This window comes from Desulfosoma caldarium, assembly GCF_003751385.1.
GTDB classification, from domain to species: domain Bacteria; phylum Desulfobacterota; class Syntrophobacteria; order Syntrophobacterales; family DSM-9756; genus Desulfosoma; species Desulfosoma caldarium.
In genome coordinates this window covers 435,112-457,957 of record NZ_RJVA01000010.1, presented here as the reverse complement: position 1 = coordinate 457,957, position 22,846 = coordinate 435,112, and the positions used below count along the sequence as shown (strand labels likewise).

General features: G+C 55.5%; 22 protein-coding genes and 1 pseudogene. 3 read left to right on the top strand and 20 right to left on the bottom strand.

What is annotated here, in order from left to right; genetic code table 11:
- Positions 1 to 53: 53 nt before the first annotated feature.
- A complete protein-coding gene (locus EDC27_RS05350) occupies positions 54 to 770 on the bottom strand; it encodes a flagellar hook assembly protein FlgD (RefSeq protein WP_123289562.1) in 717 nt (238 codons plus the stop codon).
- A gap of 19 nt (positions 771 to 789) precedes the next feature.
- Positions 790 to 1,842: a flagellar hook-length control protein FliK gene (locus EDC27_RS15945; protein ID WP_170161612.1), complete on the bottom strand. Its 1,053-nt coding sequence runs from the start codon at positions 1,840 to 1,842 to the stop codon at positions 790 to 792.
- A 303-nt stretch (positions 1,843 to 2,145) separates the two neighbouring features.
- Here EDC27_RS15945 and EDC27_RS15940 point away from each other — a divergent pair, with 303 nt between their 5' ends.
- Positions 2,146 to 2,637, top strand: a complete 492-nt coding sequence (locus tag EDC27_RS15940) for a hypothetical protein (RefSeq protein ID WP_170161611.1) — start codon at positions 2,146 to 2,148, stop codon at positions 2,635 to 2,637.
- A 915-nt stretch (positions 2,638 to 3,552) separates the two neighbouring features.
- Here EDC27_RS15940 and EDC27_RS05340 read toward each other — a convergent pair.
- The 12 genes from EDC27_RS05340 to EDC27_RS05280 form a co-directional block, all read right to left on the bottom strand.
- Positions 3,553 to 4,185: a MotE family protein gene (locus EDC27_RS05340; protein WP_170161610.1), complete on the bottom strand. Its 633-nt coding sequence runs from the start codon at positions 4,183 to 4,185 to the stop codon at positions 3,553 to 3,555.
- A 52-nt stretch (positions 4,186 to 4,237) separates the two neighbouring features.
- Positions 4,238 to 4,693: a flagellar export protein FliJ gene (fliJ, locus tag EDC27_RS05335; RefSeq protein WP_123289559.1), complete on the bottom strand. Its 456-nt coding sequence runs from the start codon at positions 4,691 to 4,693 to the stop codon at positions 4,238 to 4,240.
- An 11-nt stretch (positions 4,694 to 4,704) separates the two neighbouring features.
- Complete coding sequence (locus EDC27_RS05330; RefSeq protein ID WP_123289558.1) at positions 4,705 to 6,057, bottom strand: FliI/YscN family ATPase; 1,353 nt, start codon at positions 6,055 to 6,057, stop codon at positions 4,705 to 4,707.
- Positions 6,047 to 6,775, bottom strand: a complete 729-nt coding sequence (locus EDC27_RS05325; protein WP_123289557.1) for a FliH/SctL family protein — start codon at positions 6,773 to 6,775, stop codon at positions 6,047 to 6,049. Before EDC27_RS05325 ends, EDC27_RS05330 begins: the two co-directional genes overlap by 11 nt.
- Positions 6,762 to 7,763: a flagellar motor switch protein FliG gene (gene fliG, locus EDC27_RS05320; RefSeq protein WP_123289556.1), complete on the bottom strand. Its 1,002-nt coding sequence runs from the start codon at positions 7,761 to 7,763 to the stop codon at positions 6,762 to 6,764. Before fliG ends, EDC27_RS05325 begins: the two co-directional genes overlap by 14 nt.
- Positions 7,764 to 7,766: 3 nt before the next feature.
- Positions 7,767 to 9,347: a flagellar basal-body MS-ring/collar protein FliF gene (gene fliF, locus EDC27_RS05315; protein WP_123289555.1), complete on the bottom strand. Its 1,581-nt coding sequence runs from the start codon at positions 9,345 to 9,347 to the stop codon at positions 7,767 to 7,769.
- 26 nt (positions 9,348 to 9,373) lie between these two features.
- Positions 9,374 to 9,670 (bottom strand): flagellar hook-basal body complex protein FliE, encoded by a 297-nt coding sequence (gene fliE, locus EDC27_RS05310; protein WP_123289554.1) that lies wholly within the window; start codon positions 9,668 to 9,670, stop codon positions 9,374 to 9,376.
- Between the two features lie 22 nt (positions 9,671 to 9,692).
- The gene (gene flgC / locus EDC27_RS05305; RefSeq protein ID WP_123289553.1) at positions 9,693 to 10,130 is read right to left on the bottom strand and encodes a flagellar basal body rod protein FlgC; all 438 of its coding nucleotides are present in this window, start codon (positions 10,128 to 10,130) and stop codon (positions 9,693 to 9,695) included.
- Positions 10,130 to 10,516, bottom strand: coding sequence for a flagellar basal body rod protein FlgB (gene flgB, locus EDC27_RS05300; RefSeq protein ID WP_123289552.1), 387 nt, complete (start codon positions 10,514 to 10,516; stop codon positions 10,130 to 10,132). The genes flgC and flgB overlap by 1 nt, the downstream gene beginning before the upstream one ends.
- A gap of 366 nt (positions 10,517 to 10,882) precedes the next feature.
- Complete coding sequence (locus EDC27_RS05295) at positions 10,883 to 12,217, bottom strand: sigma-54-dependent transcriptional regulator (protein WP_123289551.1); 1,335 nt, start codon at positions 12,215 to 12,217, stop codon at positions 10,883 to 10,885.
- Between the two features lie 49 nt (positions 12,218 to 12,266).
- Positions 12,267 to 14,663 (bottom strand): tetratricopeptide repeat protein, encoded by a 2,397-nt coding sequence (locus EDC27_RS05290; RefSeq protein WP_170161609.1) that lies wholly within the window; start codon positions 14,661 to 14,663, stop codon positions 12,267 to 12,269.
- A 790-nt stretch (positions 14,664 to 15,453) separates the two neighbouring features.
- Complete coding sequence (locus EDC27_RS05280) at positions 15,454 to 16,485, bottom strand: peptidase U32 family protein (protein WP_123289548.1); 1,032 nt, start codon at positions 16,483 to 16,485, stop codon at positions 15,454 to 15,456.
- Between the two features lie 311 nt (positions 16,486 to 16,796).
- On the opposite strand from EDC27_RS05280, the gene EDC27_RS05275 reads away from it, so the two are divergent.
- Positions 16,797 to 17,498 carry a lipid-binding SYLF domain-containing protein gene (locus tag EDC27_RS05275; RefSeq protein WP_170161608.1) on the top strand — a complete coding sequence of 234 codons (702 nt, stop codon included), beginning with the start codon at positions 16,797 to 16,799 and terminating at the stop codon, positions 17,496 to 17,498.
- 283 nt (positions 17,499 to 17,781) lie between these two features.
- Here EDC27_RS05275 and EDC27_RS05270 read toward each other — a convergent pair.
- The 5 genes and pseudogenes from EDC27_RS05270 to EDC27_RS05245 all read right to left on the bottom strand — a co-directional run.
- Positions 17,782 to 18,081: pseudogene (locus EDC27_RS05270) on the bottom strand (glycosyltransferase); the annotation flags it as partial.
- A 660-nt stretch (positions 18,082 to 18,741) separates the two neighbouring features.
- A complete protein-coding gene (locus tag EDC27_RS05260; protein ID WP_123289544.1) occupies positions 18,742 to 18,978 on the bottom strand; it encodes a hypothetical protein in 237 nt (78 codons plus the stop codon).
- 112 nt (positions 18,979 to 19,090) lie between these two features.
- Positions 19,091 to 19,894 carry an energy-coupling factor transporter transmembrane component T family protein gene (locus tag EDC27_RS05255; protein WP_170161606.1) on the bottom strand — a complete coding sequence of 268 codons (804 nt, stop codon included), beginning with the start codon at positions 19,892 to 19,894 and terminating at the stop codon, positions 19,091 to 19,093.
- The gene (locus tag EDC27_RS05250; protein ID WP_123289542.1) at positions 19,879 to 20,625 is read right to left on the bottom strand and encodes an energy-coupling factor ABC transporter ATP-binding protein; all 747 of its coding nucleotides are present in this window, start codon (positions 20,623 to 20,625) and stop codon (positions 19,879 to 19,881) included. Before EDC27_RS05250 ends, EDC27_RS05255 begins: the two co-directional genes overlap by 16 nt.
- 18 nt (positions 20,626 to 20,643) lie before the next feature.
- Positions 20,644 to 21,189 carry a biotin transporter BioY gene (locus tag EDC27_RS05245; protein ID WP_123289541.1) on the bottom strand — a complete coding sequence of 182 codons (546 nt, stop codon included), beginning with the start codon at positions 21,187 to 21,189 and terminating at the stop codon, positions 20,644 to 20,646.
- A 231-nt stretch (positions 21,190 to 21,420) separates the two neighbouring features.
- On the opposite strand from EDC27_RS05245, the gene EDC27_RS05240 reads away from it, so the two are divergent.
- On the top strand, positions 21,421 to 21,831 hold the full coding sequence (locus EDC27_RS05240) for a hypothetical protein (RefSeq protein ID WP_123289540.1): 411 nt from the start codon (positions 21,421 to 21,423) through the stop codon (positions 21,829 to 21,831).
- Between the two features lie 29 nt (positions 21,832 to 21,860).
- Here EDC27_RS05240 and EDC27_RS05235 read toward each other — a convergent pair whose 3' ends face one another.
- The gene (locus tag EDC27_RS05235; protein WP_148045685.1) at positions 21,861 to 22,667 is read right to left on the bottom strand and encodes a lysophospholipid acyltransferase family protein; all 807 of its coding nucleotides are present in this window, start codon (positions 22,665 to 22,667) and stop codon (positions 21,861 to 21,863) included.
- Positions 22,668 to 22,846 lie beyond the last annotated feature (179 nt).

The window sequence follows — 22,846 nt, the reverse complement described above, 5'->3', positions numbered from 1 at the left end:
TATGAATCAATGGTTGATTTCGTCGAAAAAGCGACGGAATTGTCCCCCATGTTTTACGTGGCCGCCTCTGGGGTCGTTTCCCCGGAATTCGGCGCTGTTTCTATGGTGGTGATGAAGCTGACCGGCACGCGGAGTCCTCCACTGTGTTCCAAGACCACGTAATTGACCCCTTGTTCCATGACGAGTCCGAAAACCTCACCCCTGACCAAAGGCTGCGCGGCCATGGATTCCCCAGACGTGTTCGTGGCCTCCACCGAAAAGGTGTAGATTCCGTTAGGCACCGCTTTGCCTTGGTCGTCCTTGCCATCCCAAGTGAATTCCTGGCGGCCGGCCTCCACGGATCCCAAAGACAAAGTGCGCACCGATTTGCCGGCACTATCGGTGATAGTTACTTGCACGCGAGCCGGAGCTTCCAAATCAAAACCGGCTCGAGAAACCGTCCCGTCTTTCACGTAAAGCTGGTCGTCTTGCGCCACGACGTTTTTTCCAAGGAGTTGCACGCCCAGGCTGTTATTGATGGATATCAAGTAATCCTTTTGCTCTCGCAGTAGAGTGTGCACCTGAGTGAGTTTTTCCACGGTGCTGAACTGGGCCAGTTGGGCCGCCATTTCATAAGCCGCCATGGGGTTGGTGGGATCCTGATGCTGCAACTGCGTGGTGAACAGCATCAAAAAGGCATTCATGTCCGAAAGATTTTGCCCACCCACCGAGTTGGCGGCCGATGCGGCCAAGGCCTTTTGGGTCAAGGCGGGGACGGATGCCACGGCCATGATCTTTCTCCTTTATTGTCTACACACGGACGCTCAGAATCCCGGCGAGATCGCCGTCCAGCACATCCAGCGAGTTAAGGGTTTCCTCGGGTTTTTCGTGTAAAGAAACCGTCACGGAAGCCGATTGAGCCTTTGGCTCCCAAAGGGTGTTGTCTTCATGAGAAAAAGGCGTGTTGCTGTGGCGAACATCTACGGAAAAGTGGCTCAACTGCAACCCTTGGTCGGCCAGGAGATCCCGCAGAGAGCTTATATTGCTCTGCAACATTTCCCGCACCACCGGATGTTCGGTTTGGACCAGGGTGCTAACGTGGGTACCTTGAGTTTCGACCCTGACGGTGATCTTACCAAAGCTTTCGGGCTGCAATTTTAAGGTCATGAAGTTTTTGCCGCTGCGTGAAAGAAGCGAGAGCTTTTCAGCCAATTCCAGGGGCCACTGCGCCTGTTCCAAGGATAAGGTTGCCGCGGGTTCGGCGGCCTGATCGAGAGCCGTCGAGGGAACCGAGAAAGGTGAAAAGACCGCCGGGCCAAAAGATCCTTGCGCCGATGAATGAGGGAAATTCTGCTGAAAAGCCTGTGAAGAATTACCAAACGGGGGAGAGTCGCCGCTTGAAGAATGCGGGCTATTGAAATCCGTGCCCATGGAAACGAGCTTTGCCTCAAAAAGGTCTTGAACCGCTTCTTCGGGAAGCATGTCTAGTGGTTGCAAAGCATCTTTCCACGACTCACCCAAGGTATTAGAGGAAATGATAGGCCAGGCGGTCGATTGGTGTCCCTGGAAAGTGGTCGTGTTTTCCAGGATTTCCGAAGACCTTTCGTTAATGCTTAACCCCTGGGCCGCGAAAACGTGCTCGTTGACTTGCTTTCTCAGCACCGGTTTGAATGGGATGGAGAAGGTTTCAGGCACTGAAAAAACCTCAGTGTTCAGCGAATTGGCGACGTTGAAAAGGGCGTTTCGGGGGTGCGATGAGCCGTGTTGTGCTAAACCGAGGTTTTGAGTAGAGGCCTGAGGAGCCTGTGATTTGATTTCGCTGAACCATGCCGGCGCGGCAGGCGGCATCGCTTCCGCAGCCACGAAATCATATTGGGAAACCTCTAGGCCATTAGCTTCGCGGTTTTGGAGGCTCTTGGGGTCGCTGAAATGGAGCGCTGCGCTGCGCGGTTTGTCCTGGCCATCGGCCGCCTCTCGTTCACGAGAGGTTTCCGGATTGGACGCACGAGTTGTTTCCGAGTCTTGGGAAGTGCCCCACAGGCTGAAAGGTGTGTGTTCGGAAATCGGCATGAAATCTTCTTCCGTGGCATTGACCATGCCGCCGGGACCGAAGACGTTCACCAAATTTCCTCGGTCGTTTGTCGGTGAAAGACTTGTGGACTGCTCTTGAGCGTTGTGGAGAGCAGCCTGTTGCGCTTCTGCCTCTGCCAGAAGTTCTTTCAAGGTTTCCACCAGAGCGTTTCGGTCATAGACGGCATTCAGGGTGAGATGATCCGCATGGGGTACCGCTTTGTGTTTATTGTCAGACCAGCGAAGGGCTTGAAGAAGCTTTCGAAACTCGTCGGCGCTCACCTGCTCTTCCCCGAGGTTATCAAGGCCGTTGCTGGTGCCCTGCTCGAGCATCTTAATGAGCTCCTCAAGCGCCAAGGCGCCTTCGTCGCCCGTGAGAGTGGCGGCCTTTTTGGTTTGATCCGCCCTGACGTGAAAAAGGGCAAGTATTTCCTGAAGGAACAGAGGATCGGCGATTTCCAAATGCGGCTTTTCGGCTGTATCCGCGCCGATGATGCGCCGCGCATTCACCGAAGACCCTCCACGGAGTTCTTGGGAGGCCGCTGGTTTGTGACGCACCTTCAAGGGGAGCTGCGCGGCGTGGAATAAAGGCATGCTCATCCGCCGCTTTTGTAGCTGCATTTCGGCAGCAAAAGATGAAGACTCAATGGAACGACTTAGCCTTTGTCTTTCCTTGGAAAGAAAGCGACTGACAAACTCTGCTCGACCGACGGGCAGTCCCTTCATGAGAGTCCTCTCTTTCGAGGTTTAGATTTAAAATGCGTCAAGATCCTTGATTCTTGGTGGCTTCTTTGATCCAGCCGCATCTAATAGTCTTTTGATCCTCAAACCCGTGGCGAACCCCGGGGGGCTCCGGCAAAAGGAAACTTAGAGAGCCGCACAAAAACCCATCGGGACCGAAGGGCTGAGTTTTTCAAGCATTCCACAAGTGGCTCAGAGCAAGGTCGATGCCAGGAAGAAAGCGAGATAAAAAATTAGTAGAGACAATATGTTAAAAGGTGTGCTTTTGGGAAAGGGCCATGATGGGGGGAAAATTTTTCTTTCGCGGTCAGCAAGAGTTGCCTGGCAAGCAGGCGCCCATGGCATTACCTCGTAAAGCATGAACGTGAAGTCTCTCATGCATGGCACCTTGTTCTCGCGGTCCGAGCTTTAATAGCGGAATCCAAGTGCATGGATACGCGATTGCGCGCCCAGGCGAGAGCGAGCAGAAAGCATTTTTTGGAAGCGTGAGTCTCTGGCTTGCAAAAAGCAAGACACCCGCCTTTCTAACGCAAGGGGCCGCTAAGCCACGATGTCGTAGGAAAAGGCAAGCCGTTGGAGCGGCGCCAGCCGAGACAAGGATTGGCGGCACACCAAGGGTCTTCGCGTAATAGAAACCCTATGTCGCCGTCCGGCGTTCATCCGGTTACCCAAGGTTTCTTTTTCGACCGGCGGGTTGCTTTGCGTAAGAAAAGAAATTGCGCTTTGGGGCTGTTGGCAGAGCAAAGTTGCCATGGCCTTCCGTCAGCGTCCGGTCAGGGCCCGGGAGAGCTTGGCGGCTTTCTTTTTGTCCATGGAGGATAAAATCTTGGCCACCTGATCCGGGCTCATGAGGCCAATGACCTTGACCGCAAGGGGTTCATCCAGGGTTTCCAAAAGCTGGCTGGCGTCTTTTGGCTTCATGTTGCCATAGATTCTAGCCAGCGCTTGAACTTGAGCGTTTCGAGCTTGTTCCCGTTCTTCTCGAAAGGCTTGAATTTCTTTCTGAGCTTGCTTGATTTTGTCTTGAACGGCAATAAGTTCTTTCAAGCGGTTTTCGATTTCCTGTTCCATTTCTCGAAGACGCGCTTCCCTTTCTCTGAGCTCCATTTCTTTGATTTCCAGAATCTTCTTTTGTTCTCGAAGGGCTGCCCACGTCTCAGGAGTCACGAGATTATCATCTCCATCCATCCCTGTCGCTTCAGAGCCTGCAGCGGTCGATGCAGAAACGGGCGGTGGAGAGGTGGCGCCGGGAGGTTGCTGGGCATGCACTTCCGAAACACTAATGGTCTGGGAAGCGCCCGCGAAGTTGATAAAATTGTCGGGAAATAGACGAACCGCCGTGACGACCATTTTGCCGGCGGCCACAAGCACCAGAAGCCCCAAAGCGACTTTCATGAAGGAACGTTTTTCGCGGTCCTTACGGGAGCAATCCACGTGGTTTGAAGGGTTAGAGGAGGTCCCGCACGAAGGGGTCGAGATCGAGCCGTGTGCCGTATTCATCGAGTTCCTTTTGTTCGCGTTTCTTTTGATCCCTTCGATACCTATCATAATCGACCTCTTGCAGGCGCTCCAGTTTTTTCACCTCTTGGTCCTGTTCCATGAGCCGCTTTTGCTTTTCTTGAACAACTAGCCAGGCATGTTCCCTGGCTTTTTTTAGTTCTTGCAATCGCTGTTCCAGCTCTGCGAGGTAGCGTTCAAAAGCCAGATGTTCTCCCACAGGCAGTCCTTCCGAGGTGCGCTGTTCCCAGCGTTGTCGACAATTTTCGAGAGCTTTTTCCGTGTCGGCCAGAAGTCGGTCCACACGGAATGCTTGCTCTACGGCCCGCGCCAGGGCCACCTGGGCTTCGCGACGCTGCAACCGGCGGTGTTCCAGAAATTTGAAAAATCGATAAACGAAAGCCACGGCGCTTTTTCCTACTGTGGTTCAAAAAGGGCCTGCAAGGTTTGATGCGCCTCCTCTATGGTGCAGCGTTCTTCGACGGGTTGTTTAAGAAAATCGTTTAGCTTGTCTATCATTTGAATGGCATAGTCCGTGGGCGGATGGCTCCCTCGCACATATGCGCCGATTTGAATCATGTCTTCACTGCGCTTGTAGTCTGCCAGAATCTCAATAAACCGCCTGGCCAGATTCTTGATTTCGGGATTCAGTATGCGATCCGTCAAACGACTAACGCTCTTTAAGGGATCGATGGCCGGGTAGTGGCGACGGTGCGCCAGATCGCGGTCCAGCACGATGTGGCCATCGAGAATGGAGCGCACGGTGTCGGCGATGGGATCATCCAGGTCGTCTCCTTCCACGAGCACCGTGTAGATTCCCGTGATAGAGGCCGTGTCAAAGCTTCCTGCTCGCTCCAGAAGCTGAGGCAGTAGGCCGAAGACGCTTGGAGGATACCCTTTGGTGGCCGGCGGTTCTCCTGCGGCCAGGCCGATTTCCCGAGCAGCCATGGCAAACCGTGTCACGGAATCCATCATAAGAAGAACATCCATTCCCTGATCTCGAAAGAATTCCGCCACGGCGCAGGCCACATACGCCGCACGAACTCTTAGAGTGGCCGGCTGATCCGATGTGGCCACGACCACCACGGAACGACGCCGTCCCTCCTCGCCCAGTTCCGAGTCTAGAAATTCATTGACTTCGCGGCCCCGTTCCCCAATGAGCGCGATGACGTTGACAGGGGCCGACGTGTAGCGGGCCATCATCCCCAGCAGGGTGCTTTTCCCCACACCCGATCCGGCAAAAATGCCCATGCGTTGTCCTTTGCCGATGGGCAGCAAGGCGTTGATGGCGCGAATGCCCACATCCAATTGTTGCGAGATGATGGGACGACTGAGGGGATTGGGGGTGCTGGGGCGCAGAAGATAAGGCACGCCGTCCACAATGGGGCCGGCACCATCCAAAGGTTGGGCCATGCCGTCGATGACACGGCCCAGCAGCTGAAACGAGACGAGGCAAGAAGAGGACCTGGCGTCCAGGGCCACGCGATCTCCCGGGGCCAGATTTCGAAGGGGAGAGAGAGGGCTCAACTTAAGGCGTCGTCCCACAAAGCCCACGGTTTCGGCCACCACGGGCTCGGCGTTGTCTTTGGGAAAGATGCGGCAGATGTCCCCCACTGTGGCTTCCAGTCCCACGACCTCGATGAGGTTTCCCACCACGGCGGACACTTTGCCGTAGGTTGTCCAGCGCGGCGCTTGAGAGACACGGGAGAGCACATCGTAAAGGCCGAGTTTATCGTGGTGTTGGACGGAGGCTGCGTTCTCAGAGGGCATGGCTGAAGAGAATCTCCCGAAGGTTTCTTAAGCGGGTTTCCACCAGTGCATCGATGTCCTGCATCGCACTTTCGAAGCGGCAGCCGCCTCGCTGAATGCTGGGATCGACCGTCACTTGAAGGCTTGCCTGACCTTTTGGCGGAGGCGACAGCCATCGTTCTAGCACGCCGTGTTTCTGTAGAAGATCTCGGTCGTTAGGGTGAAGGACGATGGTGATGGCATGGGATCGATCCATGTGCTCAAGAATGTGATCGACCAGGCTTTCCAAAACCGTGGGATTGATGGAAACAGCCTCCGTCAACAGATGCCGGCTCAGGGTCAGGGCCGCTTCAATGAGCCAGTCGCGGTACTCGTGGAGCACCTGCTGGGGAATTTGCTCCAGAGAGGCGGCCAGAGAGTTTAACCGTTCACGGATTTTTTCGATGCCGCTGGCTCCAAAGGCGTAACCGTCCTTTTGTCCCTGTTCATACCCCTTTTGATAGGCTTCCCTTTCCAGTTCTTCGGCGCGCCTTTCGGCTTCGAGTAAGCGTTGTCGCACCAATTCTTCCAGATCATCCAATGGATTGTGGCCTGAAACTTCCATGGACTCTTTCGAAGGCACCGAGCCTTCGGAAGACCTTGATCCCCCTTCCTGCAGAGATTTGGGGTCAAGGGGTTCAAAGGCAAAACGGGACACGCCGGCACGGTCGGTTCCCTTGAGCACCTTAAACGAGGGCATCGCCGCCGTCTCCTCTGGCTAGGATGAGCCGGCCCTCTTTTTCCAGTTTTCGGGCCACATTGAGGATGTTACGCTGCGCCGCTTCCACGTCGCTGAGCCGCACCGGTCCCATGACTTCCATATCTTCCATGAGCATTTGGGCCGCACGCTGAGACAGGTTCTTGAAAATCTTGTTCTTGACTTCATCTGAGGCCGTCTTGAGGGCCAGGGTGAGGTCTTCGTTGGTGATCTCTTTGAGCAGCTCTCGAATGCCCTGGTCATTGACGTTCACGAGATCATCGAAGACAAACATGAGGTTACGAACACTGTCGGCCAGTTCCGCGTCGTAGTCTTCTAGAGCTTGAAGGATGCCGTCGCTGGTGCGGCGATCACAGCGGTTGAGTAGTTCCGCCACGGTTTGCACGCCGCCCACCACCTTGTAGCCTTCATCGGCCATGGACAGCAGTTCCTTTTCCAGCACCTCGTCCACTTCGCGCAATAAATCCGGCGGAACCGTTTCCAGCGTGGCGATGCGATTAATCACTTCAAATTGCAGATTTTCCGGAAGAAGCGACAACACTTCGCTGGCCTTTTCGTGATCCAGGTGCACCAGAATAACCGAGATGGTCTGCGGATGTTCATTGCGAATGAAATTGGCCAGAACGCGACTATCCACATCCTGAAGGTTCTTGAAGGGCACTTTTTGGTTTTCTTCTTCAATCTTACTCAGCACCGCTCCGGCTTCTTCCGGTGGCAAGACGGCTGGCAAAAGCTTTTTGAGTAGCACGTTTCCTGGAATTTGAACCGCGGGTTCTTTTTCCATGTGTTGCAGGAAGTCCTTAAGCAGTGCGTCCACGGTTTCCTTGTCCACATCGTCCATTCGGGCCATGTGCAATCCGAGCTTTTGGATTTCCTGAGGTGTCAGGTTCCTGAGTATTGGAGCTGAGCCGGCCTCGCCGAGGGCCAGAAGCACGACCGCCGCTTTCTGCATTCCTGTCAACTTGGCCATGGCTTAGCCCTCCTCTCGCATCCAGGCTCGAATGACCTGCGCGGCCTGCAGGGGATTTTCCTGAATCAAAGCTGTTACCTGATCGCGTAGGGGTAGAGCGCGTGGCCCTTCGATCAGTTCTTCTGAAGCCCCTTCCGGAAGGGCGGGGGGTGTTTCGGCACTCTCTTCTTCTTGTCCCATTCTTTGAAAGCGCTTCATAAAGGGGCGAACGACAAAGACAAAAACCAGCACGGTCAACAGCACGTTGAAAAGAAGCTGCTGGTGTTTTCTCAGGAACGCAAGATATTTGTTCTCCATGGGAACCGAGGCGAAGCTTTCAGATTCCACCGCAAAAGCCACGTTGGAAACGCTCACCTGGTCACCTCGAGCGTCGTCAAATCCCACGGCCTTTTTCACGAGATCCTCCAAAGTCCTCAGCTCTTGAGGACTTCGGCCCACGAAAACCCTTTCCGTACCTCCGTTTGGCCCCGGCTGTGTCTGGTAGGGGCCGTCCACGATGACGGCCACCGAAAGCTTCTTAATGGTCCCTGGAGCGCGCAGAATTTGACGGCTCACGCGATTGATCTCGTAGTTTACCGTTTCTTTTTGCCTGCTGAAGCTTTTGGGCTGCGTGTTATCGGTTTGCAATAACCTGCCTTCAATGTTGATGGGGGCGTCCGGATTACCTCGCGCCTTCGACGCCGCACCCTGTGAGTTTTCTAGGACTCTTTGCTGACTGCGCACCACGGCACTGTCTGGATCATAGATGTCTTCAGCCATCTCCAGGCGGCTGAAATCCAGCTCGACGGAAACCTGCGCCGTGACTTTGTCTGCCCCCACCACGCGGGCCAACATGCTTTCCACCTTGGTTCGCAGGTCGTCTTCTAGCCGGTTCTTAATCTCCAGTTGCGTGGGGCTCATGAACTGATCGTCCGAGGATCCCTCCTTGCGAAAAAACACCTTGCCGTCGGTGCTCATAATGGTGACGTTTTCTGGGTCAAGTCCTTTAACGGCGCTGGAGACCAAATGGGCTACGGCGTGCAACTGTTTGACGCCCAGCTTGGCTCCCGGTTTGAGCTTCAAAAAGACGGAGGCTCGAGCCGGCTTCTGGTCTTCCTTGAAAAGTGCTTCCTCCGGTAGAGTCAAATGCACCCGGCACTCCTGAACTTCCTCCATCTGGGCAATGGTTCGGCCCAACTCCCCTTGAAGTGCTCTCTGATAATTGATCTGCTGCACAAATTCTGTGCTACCTAAGCGCTGCTGGTCGAAGATCTCAAAACCCATTCCGGATCCTCGAGGCAGCCCTTGTGAGGCCAAAAGTAGGCGAGTTTCGTAGAGCTTTTCCCTGGGGACCGATACGGCGTTGGATCCTGTGAGCTTGTAGGTGATCTTTTTTTCTTTAAGCACATTGACGATGGAGGCCAGATCCGTTTCGGAGAGATCGGAGATCAAAGGCACATAGTCCACCCGATTGATGGAGTAGGCCAGGTACACCAGACTTGCCGCAAGAAGCACAACGGAACCAATGGAAAGGATCTTCTGAGGTAAAGAAAGGCTTGTAAAGCTTTGGCGCGCTTGGGCGAAAAGGAGCCGAAGTCTATCCATGGATCACAGGCCTCCTTGTCCGGCGACTAGAACTGCATCCGCATGATTTCCTGATAAGCTTCCAGAGCCTTGTCCCGAAACCGCACCAGCATCTTGAGACCGATCTCGGCTTCTTGTAGTGCGATCATGGTTTCGTGAATGTTTTTCGCGCCGCGAAGCGCGCCATCTATCATGGCCTTTTCAGCTTGGTTTTGCAGCTCGTTGGTTCTATGAACGGCGGCCTTAAGTTCTTCCACAAAGGAAGGCCCTTGCCCCGATGCGGCCTTGCCGTGGAGCGGCTCTTGAGGGTTTCTGATCGGGCTCCAAGTTTGTTCGATACGCATGAACTCGGCCTCCTAAAGGGCCTCAGCGACCCAGTTCCAAAGCCCGAAGGGCCAAGGTCTTGGCCGTATTGAGGGCTGCCAGGTTGGCTTCATAAGAACGGGCGGCGTTAAGCATGTTGGCCATTTCTTCCACCGGATTGATGTTGGGCAACCGGACCATGCCATCGGCGTCGGCATCCGGATGGTTGGGGTCATAGACCAAATTGAAGTCCCGTCCATCGGGAACCACAGCCGACACCTCCACGCGGTCCAGTTCCCCTTCCACGGCCTCCCGCAAGGCGGCTTCAAAGCTTTCGTCCGAAGGGACACTCTCAAAGATGAGGGTTCGGCGCAAGTAAGGGGTGCCTTCAGGCGTTCGCGTTGTGTTAATGTTGGCCAAATTGGCCGACAGCGTATTGATCCACGCTCGATGCGCGCGAAGCCCCGAAGCGCTGATTCTCATGGCGGTTTCAAAATCCATCAACGGCCTCCTTCAATCGCCGTGCGTAACAGACTGAATTTTTTGTTGAGCATGGTCAAAATGAACTGGTATTCGACACTGTTATGGGCCAAAAGCACCATTTCGGCGTCCAGATCCACAGGTCCTACTTCCACCATTTCGGGTTCCCTCATGATCTCTTCCACCGACGTGGGATCCCGATGCCCGGCGGAGGTTTTCACCAGGGAGAGGGCATTCTCTTCCAGTGATTCCTTGAGCATGTCTTCAAAGGAAAGGCGCTTGGCCACATACCGAGGCGTGTTGATGTTCGCCAGGTTGGCCGCCACCACCTTTTGGGTGAGGGCGTTCAGGTTGAGCCGATCCTGCATGAGGCTCACCGTACGATCAATGGGATGTCCTTGTGCCATGCAACGTCCTCCTTTTATATTTGCCCCAAAACGCTCACTCACCAAGTAAGCAAGGTGCGTACCAGACACGACAATCCCCAAAGCGCCTGCGCCCTTACTGAAGCGACGAAGAAAGGGCTTTGTTGAAAGGGGTTCCAAAGACCTATCCCGTCGAAGGGATCGCGTCCTCGTGGTCCACACCTGGGGCGACGGGCAAAGGCCACCCCTTGAAAGTCATGGGACTGGACCCTTATCGAAAATAAAAAAAGCTCATCAACCCGTGGCGCAAGCATGCCGCCGAGTCCATAGCCGGCTGGTCAGGAGGATGCGCCACCACAGTGACGATCTTCCGGCCCCGTAAGAGTGTCAATAAAATGGCTGGGCGTGTCACGTCCTGTCGGAGAAGTCTTTGGCGTATTCGTGAAGTTTGTTTCGAAGTGTGCGGACGCTGATGCCCAGAATTTCCGCGGCTCGCGTGCGGTTGCCGTCGGTCTTGGTCAGGGCTTTTTGAATCATGCGCCGCTCCATTTCCTCAAGGCTCATGAGGGGTAGCGGGGCGTTGTGGTGGGTTTCCACGGGGTCGAATTCCAGGTCTTCGGGGTCCAGGACAGGTTTTTCGGCAAGCAGCACGGCCCTTTGCAAAACGTTTTCCAGTTCTCGAACGTTGCCGGGCCACGGGTAGCTTTGAAGTTTTTTCAGGGTCTGCGGTGAAACCTTGACCGTGGAGGCACCAAGGGTCTTTTGAAACCGATGCAAGAAGTGATCAACCAAGACGGGAATATCGTCTAAGCGTTCGCGCAATGGAGGAATCTTCAGTGGAATGACGTTCAGGCGGTAGTAAAGGTCTTTGCGAAAGCGTTGTTCTCTAACGGCGGCGGCCACATCCACGTTCGTGGTGCTGAGGACACGGACGTCGACGGGCACGGGGTAGCGTCCCCCCAGCCGGTCGATTTCCCCTTCTTGAAGAACGCGCAGCAGTTTGGCTTGAAGATGGACGGGAATCTCTGTGATTTCATCCAGAAGAAGCGTTCCCTGATGGGCCAGTTCAAATTTTCCTTTTCTCTGGCGGTTGGCTCCCGTAAAGGCCCCTTTTTCGTAGCCAAACAGTTCGCTTTCCAAGAGGTTTTCGGGAAGCGCGGCGCAATTGACCGCCAAAAACGGGCCACGCGCTCGGCGACTGTTGCGGTGGATAAAGCGGGCGAAAAGTTCCTTGCCCGTCCCGCTTTCCCCCTGAATGAAAACCGTGGCATTGCTGGCGGCCACCTTCAGGGCGATTCTCTTCAAATTCAACATGGCAGGATTTCGGGTGACAATTTCGTCACCGGGAGCCGCCGACGGCGCTCTTTCCCCAAGACCGTCCGCTTTGCGGCGCTCTTCAAGCCACAGAAGGGTTTGGCGCAACCGCTCCTGGTCCACCGGAAGCACCCAAAAATCTTGAGCGCCCCGCTGCATGGCCTGCACGGCGTCTTCCAAGCAAGGCTGAGGGCTGAGCACGATGATGGGAAAAGGATCGTTCAGGGCCTGAACTTTTTCAAGAAAATGTAGAGATTCCTTCCGTGGGCCGTTCAGGGTGACAAAAGCCACGTGGGGTGGATCTTTCTCCACAAGAGTCAAGGCGTGGGAAAGGGTCCGCACCGTGGTGCACCGGTGCCCCAGATTTTCCACGACGGTGCGCAGTGATTCCCCGAGAGTGGGCTGGCTTTCTAACAAGGCGACGTGCATCGTTTTGAGCGTTCCTCTTACGTGATCAAGTCGTCCATGTCGTGGAGAATCATGACGCGTTCGTGTCCTTTTCCGGGATCCAGGAATTCCATGGGCGCAGCTGAAGGTAATCGAGTTTCTGTTTTGCTGCGGTTTTCCACAACTCTTTCGACGATTGCAAAAGCGTGGTCAGGACTTTTTCAGCTTCTTCCCGCCTGTCTTGTTCGAGTAAGAGCGATGCCTTTTCATAGAGCAGTTGGTTGCGCAGATCCTCTGAGTGGACCTTATCTATCCCTTGGTCAAGCAACTGAAGAGCTTGATCGTACATACGGTTTTTCTGCTTGTAACGACTCGCCTTTAGGCTCAGGGCCACCAGCAGTGAAGAATCCTGCCAATCCGAGTTGCCAAAGCAGGGTTCAGCCCACGTTATAGCCGCCTCATCCTTTCCCATCTCAAACAAGCTAAGAGCGACCATGGCCGCCACCTCAGGCGGGGATTGGGCCACGCCACCGTGGCGCTTGGCAATAGATTTGCCGACCTGAATGACGGTCGAGAAGTCTTTTCGAGCAAAGGCGATGCGGACCAAGAGCTTTTCCTTGGCGTCCACAACGCTGGGATCACTCAGGGCAAGGCACAAGGTTTGGGCTTTTTCCAGATTTTCCATCTCGTAGGCCATGCGGGCGACGGCCAGTTGCCATTTCGGCTTGGGATCTTTGTGGACGAGATTCTCGTAAAGGGCCATGGCTTCCGCATAGAAGCCCAGCGATTCATAGGCCTCGGCCACACACGCCAGCGCCTCCAACCCTTCCCCCTCTTGAAACGCAAAGGGATCTTCCGCATACAAAGACAGTACGCCCTTGGCATCTGCCGCTTCAAAACGCTTTTTCACAAGGGCCTGCAAAACCTTGCGGCGAAGAACGCGAAGGTCATCGTAGACAGGCGCCTTTTCCGCCGGTTTGAGGACAGCATTGATGCGTTCCAGACTTTTTTCATGGCGCCCCTCCACGAAGTCTCCATAGGCCAGCTTGAACTGGACAAAGTGTTTCAATGGCGCAGAGATCTGTTGAAGTTCAAGGTCTTTGTAGATTTTGAAGGCTTCTTGCTGCAGCTCAGGGCCTTGCGTTTCGTAATATTCGGCTTTGCGTAGCCGACCGATGAGGTCCCCTTCGGAATCGGGGTAATGGACTTGAATGTAAGCATAGAGCTTCTCCGCCTGCGTGCGGTTGCCTTCATAAAGATAACTTTCAGCGATGCGGGCCAGCACAATATCCTTGTCTGGAATGTCGGAAACCAAATTGATGTAGTGCATGAGATAGGACCGACTGGCGGCCCATTCCTTTTGGGCAAAGGCGGCCTCACCAAGAGTTCGATAGATTTCCGGTTTTTCCATGTAAGCTTCCGGCTGCTCTTCGAGCAGGCGTTTGAGCAGATTCAGGGCTTCGGCCGCCTTGCCGGATTGCAGGTACACCTGCGCCAAACCCCATCGCACTCGAAGGAGTTCGGGGGTTGTCAATGAAAATCTTTCCGCCTCGTGATAAGCTTTGAGGGCTTCGAGGACATTGCCCCGGCTCGCCTGGATTTCTCCCAGGCGAAGCCACGCCAAGGCTGCGGCGTAATCCTGAGGATGCTCGTCGATGATCCGCTGGTAGAAGCGTTCCGATTTTTTGACATCTCCGGCCCCATCCAGAGTCTGTGCCAAGCGCAGCAAGGCGGAAGCCCGCCGAGGATTCTGGGGGTCGGTGTGAAGCGCTCTCTGATAGGCGGCCACAATCTCTTCCGCCGTCTGGGGCAGGCCGCTTCGAAGTTCCTCGTAGACCAAGTCTGCCATGTCGTAAAGGGATTGAGGCTCAATGGGACGGGTGATTCGCGCCGAGGGTGCGCCCGTTATGGGTTGAGGGCTCGAGGATGCCGGTGCGGCGCTTGAGCTCGTGCGGGCTATCGACGCGCCATTCTGAGCCGTAGACGATGATTCAAGGATGGGCAAAGGTCCTTCAGCCTTTTCCGTTTTCAAGGCTTCCTGGGGCTGTGACGTTTTGTTTTGTTCCCAGGCCCAAGAAGACACGCCGGGCAATCCAAAGTCGATCACCAGGCGATAGCCGTCAGGCGGTCGAAGAGAGTCCTCCAGGGTAAAAATTTTGGCTTCGGTGTGCGGAGCCTTAAGAAAAACCTTCAAAAAAGCGGACGAGCCTTTGGAAACCCACTGAAGTTTTTGAATTCGCCCTCGAGGCTGCGGCGAAAGCCTGTTTTTCCCTTGAGGCGTTTCTATGCTATCAAAGGTCACAACCCATTCTTGGGGCGATTGGCGCTCCACCCTCAAAGAGCGATCCCCCTGACAGTCCAGCACAAGTCGCGTGTGTGTCGGATGAAGCCCGATACGAACGCCATGCACAACGGTGGCACTCCACGCCGGAACGCCAAGGATCAACAAGAAAAGAAAAATCATGGCGCACAACGTCTGTTGTCTCATGAGGATCTGTCCTCTCAAGGGCCCCTTCCTAAGCGCATGCTCGCAAACACGTGAGGAACACACCGGCGACGAACGCACGAAAGCTCTGATTGACGTATCAGAGCGATTCGCCATTTATCATGGAACGTCCCGTACCTGAATTTAGCAACGGGCATACCAGCGAGATAAGGTGCCATGGCTTCATGAGAGGCGAAGCAAACACAAGGCGGGTCGTAGGTGGCGCGGTCAAGCGCCGTGCCCTGGGCAGCGGGCTTTGACGGCGCTTTTTGGATGAGCGCGGGTGTTTGAAGTGCAGAAAAGGCGGAAAAAGTCCGGCGGGCTGAGTGAAAAATCAAAGTATTTCACCGTGCCGCGCGCAGCACGATCACATGAAAGGGTTTCGCAGCTTCAGTGGGGTTTTCTTCCGCAAAAGGATGGAAAGATTGCGTGACGCTGTGCCGGCTCGAACCAGCTCCTACCGGTTTCCTTTCGTTCATCGGAACAAAAATGTCAGGATTTTGGCAAAAAGTGGGGGACGCCATGGTGTCAATGAATTGACGATCTCTGTGGGGCGAAGTCAGAGGTGATGTGGACACGGCGAGCAGGCCCGGCGCCTTTGGAGGCACGAGCACGGCAGGACCAAAGGGGCGCTCCATCAGGACGGCCAGGGCTATTGTTGGCAGGTGGCCTCATCGCTTCGGTGTGTCGAAGCGCCCCATGGCGCCGGGTGCTTTCACAGTGCTCCGCGATACGCTGCCCTTGCGTGCGGGCTTCAAAAAAGGCGATAAAAGGCCCTGCTCGTAACAAGTTCTCAAGCGTAAAGGCCTTTGATGTTTCGATGGAGTTCTCGTGTCTTTTCCATGCGGGCTCGGTCTCGGTCCAGGGCGATGGCGTCCAGTTCTTCCTGCAATGGAAGAAGATGTGGGTCGTTGTGCGGTTTTCCGGTGCGATGGGCATCGATCATGGCGCGGTATAGGGCGATCATGCGGCAGATCAGGCTCACGGCGTATTCTCGGCCTTGAACCTTGAGGGTGGTGAGGCCTAGGTCCATGTAGTCCCACAGCTCCTTGCCGTTGATGGCAAAAGCCACGTTGGGGTGACGGCGAATGCGCTCGTTGATGCTTTGAATTTCCTGGTCACTTCGGCCGCGTTTCTTGAGCACCTTTTCCCTCTGTTCGTCGGTCAAAAGGCACAGCCGAAAACAGCTGCCGCTTCGATCGGGCCAGCCTTCGTATTCCACGATTTCATTGCCGTCTTCATCGTAGTAGATCTTTTTAATATAGGAGTCGCTAATGAGCTCATGAAAGCTGCAGTTGCCCACGCCGCCCACACAGCGATTGCCGTGAATGAGGACTTCCGTGCCCAGACCTTCCGCATCGGCTTCGGCCTTGAATCGGCGCAGTTTTTCCACAGTGTTAATTTCCGTGCTGGCCACGATCTGGTGCACGCCGTATGCTTTATACTGAGCGATCTGAGAACGTGTTTGAATGTTGCAGCCCACACTGGCATGAATCACCAGCTGAGGAAAATTTTCTGACACCATCTCCATGACTGCCGGGGTCTTGACGATGACACCTTCGGCACCCCATGCGGCATACTTGGCGATCTTTTTCAAGGCAAGCATACGCCTGTCTTCGGGAATTTCGGCGTTCAAGGCGACTCGAATTTTACCGCCAAAAGATTTGGCCACCTCGATGGCTTCTCGAATTTGGGAATCTTCCAGTTCCCAAGCGCACTTGCGCCGACTGAAACCTTTTGAACCCACATAGACCGCATCAGCTCCGCTTCGCAACACACCTTCCACCATTTCAAGACTGCCACCCGGGGCGAGCAGTTCGTTCATGGGGCGCCTCCTTTGATCCTTGGCTGCCGCTCACAACAGAATGAGATGGATTTGACAGTTGCACATCATCCTAACGAAAGAGCCTGGGAAATGCAAGATTCTCGCAGATTGTCGAACCGTGTTTTCTGACAAGGTGTGAAAGACCTACGGTGTTCGCTTCAACGATTAGAACTTTCGGTGAAAAAGCTTGGAGCCCTTGGCGGCTCATGGCATAAAAAGGCACCCCATGAATGGACATAGGGGGTGCTGGAAAAGAACCGCCCCGATTCGCTAACGAACGGACACGGAATCCCGCTTTTTGGGAGGTTGGAATGAAAAGAACACTTACGATCCTGATTGTGGCCATGATGGCGGCCGTCTGGCTGAATGTTTCGGTGGTCTCGGAAAGTCTGGCCATGAGCGCTCCAGAAGCCCTCGTGGAGCGGGCACGGGTGACTCTGGACCGTATGACTTCCGATCCAAACTTCTCCTGGCTGAAAAACTACCTAAAGTATGCTCGAGGCGTGCTCATTATTCCTCAGTTTCTCAAAGGGGGATTCATTATCGGAGGGTCCGGCGGCTCGGGCGTTTTTCTGGCCCGTGATCCGCAATCAGGCCGGTGGAGCGAGCCGGTGTTCTACACTTTAGGAGGGGGCAGTGTCGGGTTGCAAATCGGCGCCAGTGCCGCCGAAGTGATTCTGATGGTCCGCACCGAACGCGGCGTCAAAGCCTTCTATTCATCCACTTTTAAGTTAGGCGGCGATGCCGCGGTTGCCGTAGGGCCCGTGGGCATGAGCATGGAAGGATCCACGCCTCACAACCTCAGTGCAGATATTTTGTCCTTTTCCAGGGCCAAGGGTCTCTATGCCGGCTTGTCTCTGGAAGGAGCCGTGATCAAGGTTCGCAATGACTGGAATCAACTCTACTACGGCAAGGCCGTTGGGCCCGCGGACATCATCATTCGAAGGGCGGCGAGTCATCCCAGATCCGCAGCGCTTCAGCAGCGCCTGGAAGCCATTGCGGCGGGCCCCTGATCCCACGCACACAAGGGGCCGCGGCCGACGTGGTTCATGGAAGAACCTGAAAGCCAGAGAGCAGGGCGTGCTGAAGACTTTAGGCGATCCAGAGGTGTTCTCGGTGAAAGCGCTGTTCGTTGCTTCTCGAGATGTACCGACTGGCCCCACTGCCTGTTAGGGTCACGATGTCTTCGGTCCGGGCCATGCCTCGATCCAAAAAAATGTTTTCAAAGCGTTATTGAGGCGGCGCGTGGAGACCAGGCTTCCGCTTTCTCAGAAACCAGCGTCGGGAAGCATATTGTTACGCGTTCTGTAAAACCCTAGAGAGGGTGTCCACGATCCGACTGTCGGGGACGGCAGCTCCGGTCTCGTTGGTGAACATGTCCAGGTTTATACCCGCCATAGAGGCACTGACCCCACAGGGAATGTTGGACCGGAAGTATTCTATGACGGCGCGACAGGCATTTTCATAAAGGGAAAGGTGAACGCCGAGCCGGCATCGACACAAGAGGGCGGGCACGTCGCGGCGGGGCACATTGGGTCGCACCGAGACGCGAGCCACCAAGCCGCGCTCTGTGATGGCCCGGTCAAAAGTTTCGACGTTTTCGGGGTGTCCTCAATCGAGAAAAAGCGCCGTTTTCTTGGAAAATTCCTTGCGTGTCAGCAAGTCCAACATAAAAAAATGCCGCTTTCGTGGCATATCGTCAAATGTGCCATTAAAAACGTGATCGACCGTTTTGACCTCTTCCCCCGCAGGAGGAGTCTTTTAGGTCTTCCAAAAATTTCCCATGAGCCCCATAAAAGGGGTCGGGCGTGGTCCTGCGTGGCCACGAATTGACGGTCTTTGTCCCCCGTTATTCCGAAAAGGCAGGAGGCTTCCAGAGCGTAGCATCGCCACCACCAGCCGTGGCACCGCCCGATCCCCATGGGCGGTTCGACAATAAAAACCAACCGATGACTCAGGTCCACGAGTCGAGGGTGTGAGGCAGGAGGCGGGGAAGGGAAAAGGAGGCAATGCACGCCCTTTTCACGGGAGCCTTGAGGACGTTAGAGCACCGGTAGAAAGTGGCAAACGTGCCCGGTTCTTCGGTTTTTTTCCAGAATTTTTCAGCGACCTTCGTCTTTTCATGCCCAAGAAAATCCAGGACTTCAGCGTCTTTTTTGGCCGCAGGCTTCGAGGCATTGAGGTGGCGCCATTGGCCTGGGAAAGGCAGAAGGGTCAAGGACAGTTCGCCTGATGCCCAGTGCATTGCGTGTGGCCTTATGTGGCGGCATCAGGCATGAGGCCGGCCGTTTCTCGAAGCACTTCATAGGGAAAATTGAGGCCGAGTTCGGCCTCCAGGTTGGGTCTGTGCCAGACCAAAAGGGCGCTCAAGGCCCGCCAAAGATCACAGCGCCTTCGGCGGTGTTCCGCCTCGTTCTGAAAGGCCCACAATGGCCCCGCCCTAACGTCCCTCGCAAACGCCTTCACCAGATCCAATGCCGGGCCGTAATTCAAGTTGAGCCTTCTCGAAAGGAAATTCTAGGCCGGGAGCAAGGGCCGTGTTCACGGTTGCGGCAAAGGTTCTGGCGGCATGGCCTTACTGCGAAAATCGCAGGGATAGGTTGTGTCAAAAAAGCTGCAGAGCGGCAAGCCCGATGGCCCAAAGGCCCAAAGCGGCACCGTGGCGTGTAGGCCACGGGGGAATGTCCACGGCGACGTCTTCACGGTAGCCCCGGGCCGCCATGGCCAGGGCCGTGGTTTCGCTGTGCGCCAGCGCCTTTCGAAAAAGGGCGGAGAGGGTCGTTCGAAGCCGGCGAAAAGGGCGAAAGGGCCTGTCTCCCGATCGGGCCCGTTCCGCTAGTCGAATGTGTTCCGCATCGTCCAGCAGTTGCGCAAAAAAGCGAAGGGATAGGGCGACCATGACGGCGATGCGCCGTGAAGAAAAAAAAGGTAAAGGCCTCAGCAGCCACAGTACGGCGTGCTGCAGGTCTCGAGGCGGCGTCACCGCCGTGAACACTACGGCCCACGACACCATAAGCCCCAAGCGCCAGACGGTGTCCAGGGCTCGGAACACCTCACGGTGAGGGAACAAGCTGGACACAGCGCGCCATGCCCCCAAAGGGTTAAAACTCTTGAAAATCTCGTACATTGCACTTTTTGAAGGAACATGATTCAGGGAAAAAGCCTGAACGAGAAAGACGAGCAAGAAAAAGGGCAGCCATCCTCGATAGGTTCGCCACAGCAGAGCCCAAGGAAGACGAGCCGCCGCCGTCGCCACCACGAGTCCCAGGGTGACCACGGCCAAGGCGAGGCGGTTGGGCCTAAGGAGTGCACTGGACAACAGCAACACAGCAAACAACTTTGTGCGCGCATCCAGAGCGTGAACGAAAGAAGATCGGGGTACGTAGTGAAGGGCTAATCGGCGAGCCACGGCTGCAGGCCTTTTCCGAAAAAGACGGAACACGGCGGGCGCACGCCATATTGGGCCAGACGAGGGGCCACATTCGGCGGTGGGCCATGATCCGCAACAACTCCTTTTTCAAGGACAAGCACGTCCTCCACGTGAGCCATCACCTTTTCCACATCGTGCGTGGAAACCACCACCGTGCGCCCTTCAGCGCGTAGCGACAGCATCGCTTTTAGTGCCGCCTGGCTTCCTGCCCAATCCAAATGGGTGAAGGGTTCATCAAACAAAACAACTTCAGGGTTCATGGCCAGAACGCCGGCCAGAGCCACCCGTCGCTTTTCTCCGCCGGACAAGGCATAACAGGGTTTGTCTCGGAGAGCCTCGAGACCGAACTGGGCCAGAACCACATTCAGGCGTTGGCGAATTTCTTGCCTGGAAAGGCCTAGGTTTTCCAGACCGAAGGCCACATCCTCCGCCACGGTCTCACCGAGGATCTGATGATCCGGGTCTTGAAAGACCAGCCCAACGCGACGGCGCACGGCTCGAGCCTCCCTAGCGGCATCGAGGCCCAGCACACGCACGGATCCCGCCGTAGGCTCGTAAAGCCCCGAGAGGATGTAAAGCAGCGTCGTCTTTCCCTGACCGTTGGCTCCGCACAGCAGCACAAAAACCGGTGTATCCAGCCGAAAGTTGACACCGCACAGGGCACGGGTTCCGTCCGGGTAGGTGAAATGTAGGTCTTTGGCTTCGATCATGAATTCCGTTTAAAAATTTCAAGCGGAGGCGGCCCGCATGTGGCGGATCAGAGCCGGGCGAAGAGACCAGGCCAGCACCACGGCTACCCCCGCCTTGACGGCGTCCCCCACAAGAAAGGGCAACAGCCCCACGCTCACCGCCTTGGACCAGCTCAGGCCCGTCACCACCTTCAGCCAAGGCACGCCCAAAACATACACCACCAACGACCCCACAACCACCGCCATAATATCCGTCAGGCGACTTGATCGCTTATGTGTCAAAAGACCGACGATCGCGGCGGCCGCTAAAAACCCCAGCAAGTAACCTCCCGTTGGTCCTGCCAGGTGGGCCAACCCACCCTTGAAATGGGCAAACACCGGCAAGCCTAGGGCACCAAGAAAAAGATACAGGGCGACGGCCGCGGTCCCTTGCCTGGGTCCCAAAAGAAGGCCGGCAAGAAGAACAAACAGGTTTGTCAAAACCACAGGGACGGGGCCGATGGGAACGGCCATTTGCGCACCCAAGGCAATGAGGGCGGTCATGAGGCACACGAGGACCATGCGTCGAATGGATTCCAGCGGCATTTCCAGGCTCCTCCTTTTAATGTTAACCATAAGTTGAGTGGCCCAGTTAACCGAAAAAAAGACGACTGTCAAGGAAAATGCCGCGGCTCAGGTGCTGGCCGTGCGGACAGCGCAGGGGTCTTCTCTCTAGCCAGAGGGCTCGGCCTGTGCTACACAGGGAGGTAAATCATCCACGGGAGTCGTGAGGCTGTGAGGCCCGAGCTGTCGAAACCCTTGCCAAAGGAGGTTTTCATGAAGCGCAAAGCGACGTATCGACTGATGGTTACCCGCCGAGAAATGCTTTACGTTCACGATGAATTTGATCACACCCTGATGTTGGTGGAGATGGAAGGGGAGCCCATAGAATACCAGGTGGGCGTGGCCGGAAAGTTCGTCTCCAGGCGAAGCGTCACCTTTCATGACCGTGTGCGGGGAGCCGGTAAGATGATGGGCTATGCCGTGACCCATTTCGAGGAAGGGTCCATCTACAGCAAGTATGAAGGGGAGCGAGATGCGGAGAGCAAGCTGACCAAGGGAACCTGGACCATCTATCGGGGTATCGGCAAGCTGGCCACCATCAAGGGCAGTGGAACCTTTACCGTAAAACCAGGAAAGGAGGAGCGCGAATACATCTTGGACATCGAAGGCGACTACGAACTCTAGGAGGCTGTAGGAAGTCCTCCAACACGATCTTAGAAAGACCGTTGGGCCCGAAAGCGCCGAAAGCGCCGGTGGACCCAGTACCACTGGTCGGGATATTGTCGAATCTGATCTTCAAGGATGCGGTTAAAGGCGGCGGTGAAAGCCGCCGCCTTGTCATTCAGGGTTCCGTGCTGCGGTGTGGGAATTTCGGGGCCGATATCGATCTGGTAGCGGCCGTCGGCAAGCCGGTGATTAAAAACCGGATGAACGGGCGCTCCGGTGCGAAGGGCGATGTGGGCCAGGGTCTTGTGGGTGAGCACCTCCATGCCAAAAAAAGGAGCCCAAATTCCCGTCTTTTTTCCTGCATTTTGGTCGAGCAGGAATCCCACCATTTCGTTTCTTTTAAGAGCCTTCAGGGCATGAAGGAGGGCGCGCTGCTTGGGAATGACCCGGTTTCCGGACCGTTGACGAACTGTGGTAACCCACTGGTTGAGGATTCGTGGGCGTAAAGGCCGGGCGACAATGTGCAACCGTGCCGGAAGGAAGAAGGGGGCGCAGTAGGCCATCCACTCCCAATTGCCCAGGTGGGCTGTGAGAATCAGCACGCCGCGGCCCCGTTTTAGTGATCGCATCAGGTGTTCTTCGCCGCGGGGATCCACGAATTGCCGGAAATTTTCGCGGCTCATCCGCGTCATGCGCGGGAATTCACTAAAGACCCGCACCAGGTGCTGAAAATTCTGCCTGGTCAAGCGTCGGGCCTCCTCCTGACTCACCCGCAGAGCGAGCCGAATATTCGCCTCGGCCGTCTTGCGATGCTCGGTATCGAGCGCATACCATAACATTCCCAAAAACAGCAAAGCTACGCTCTCCTCGCCTTGGGAGCCCAGTTCTTAACGTCGGCATGCACAAAAAGAATCGTTCAAGATGGGCATTGTCATGAGATGTGGAGTCCCGGCGGTGTGAAAAACCTGCCGGGGTGGGTTCTGAGAACACCCCGGCGCCTGGATTCTTCTGCGTTTTTTCTGGTTTTTCAGCG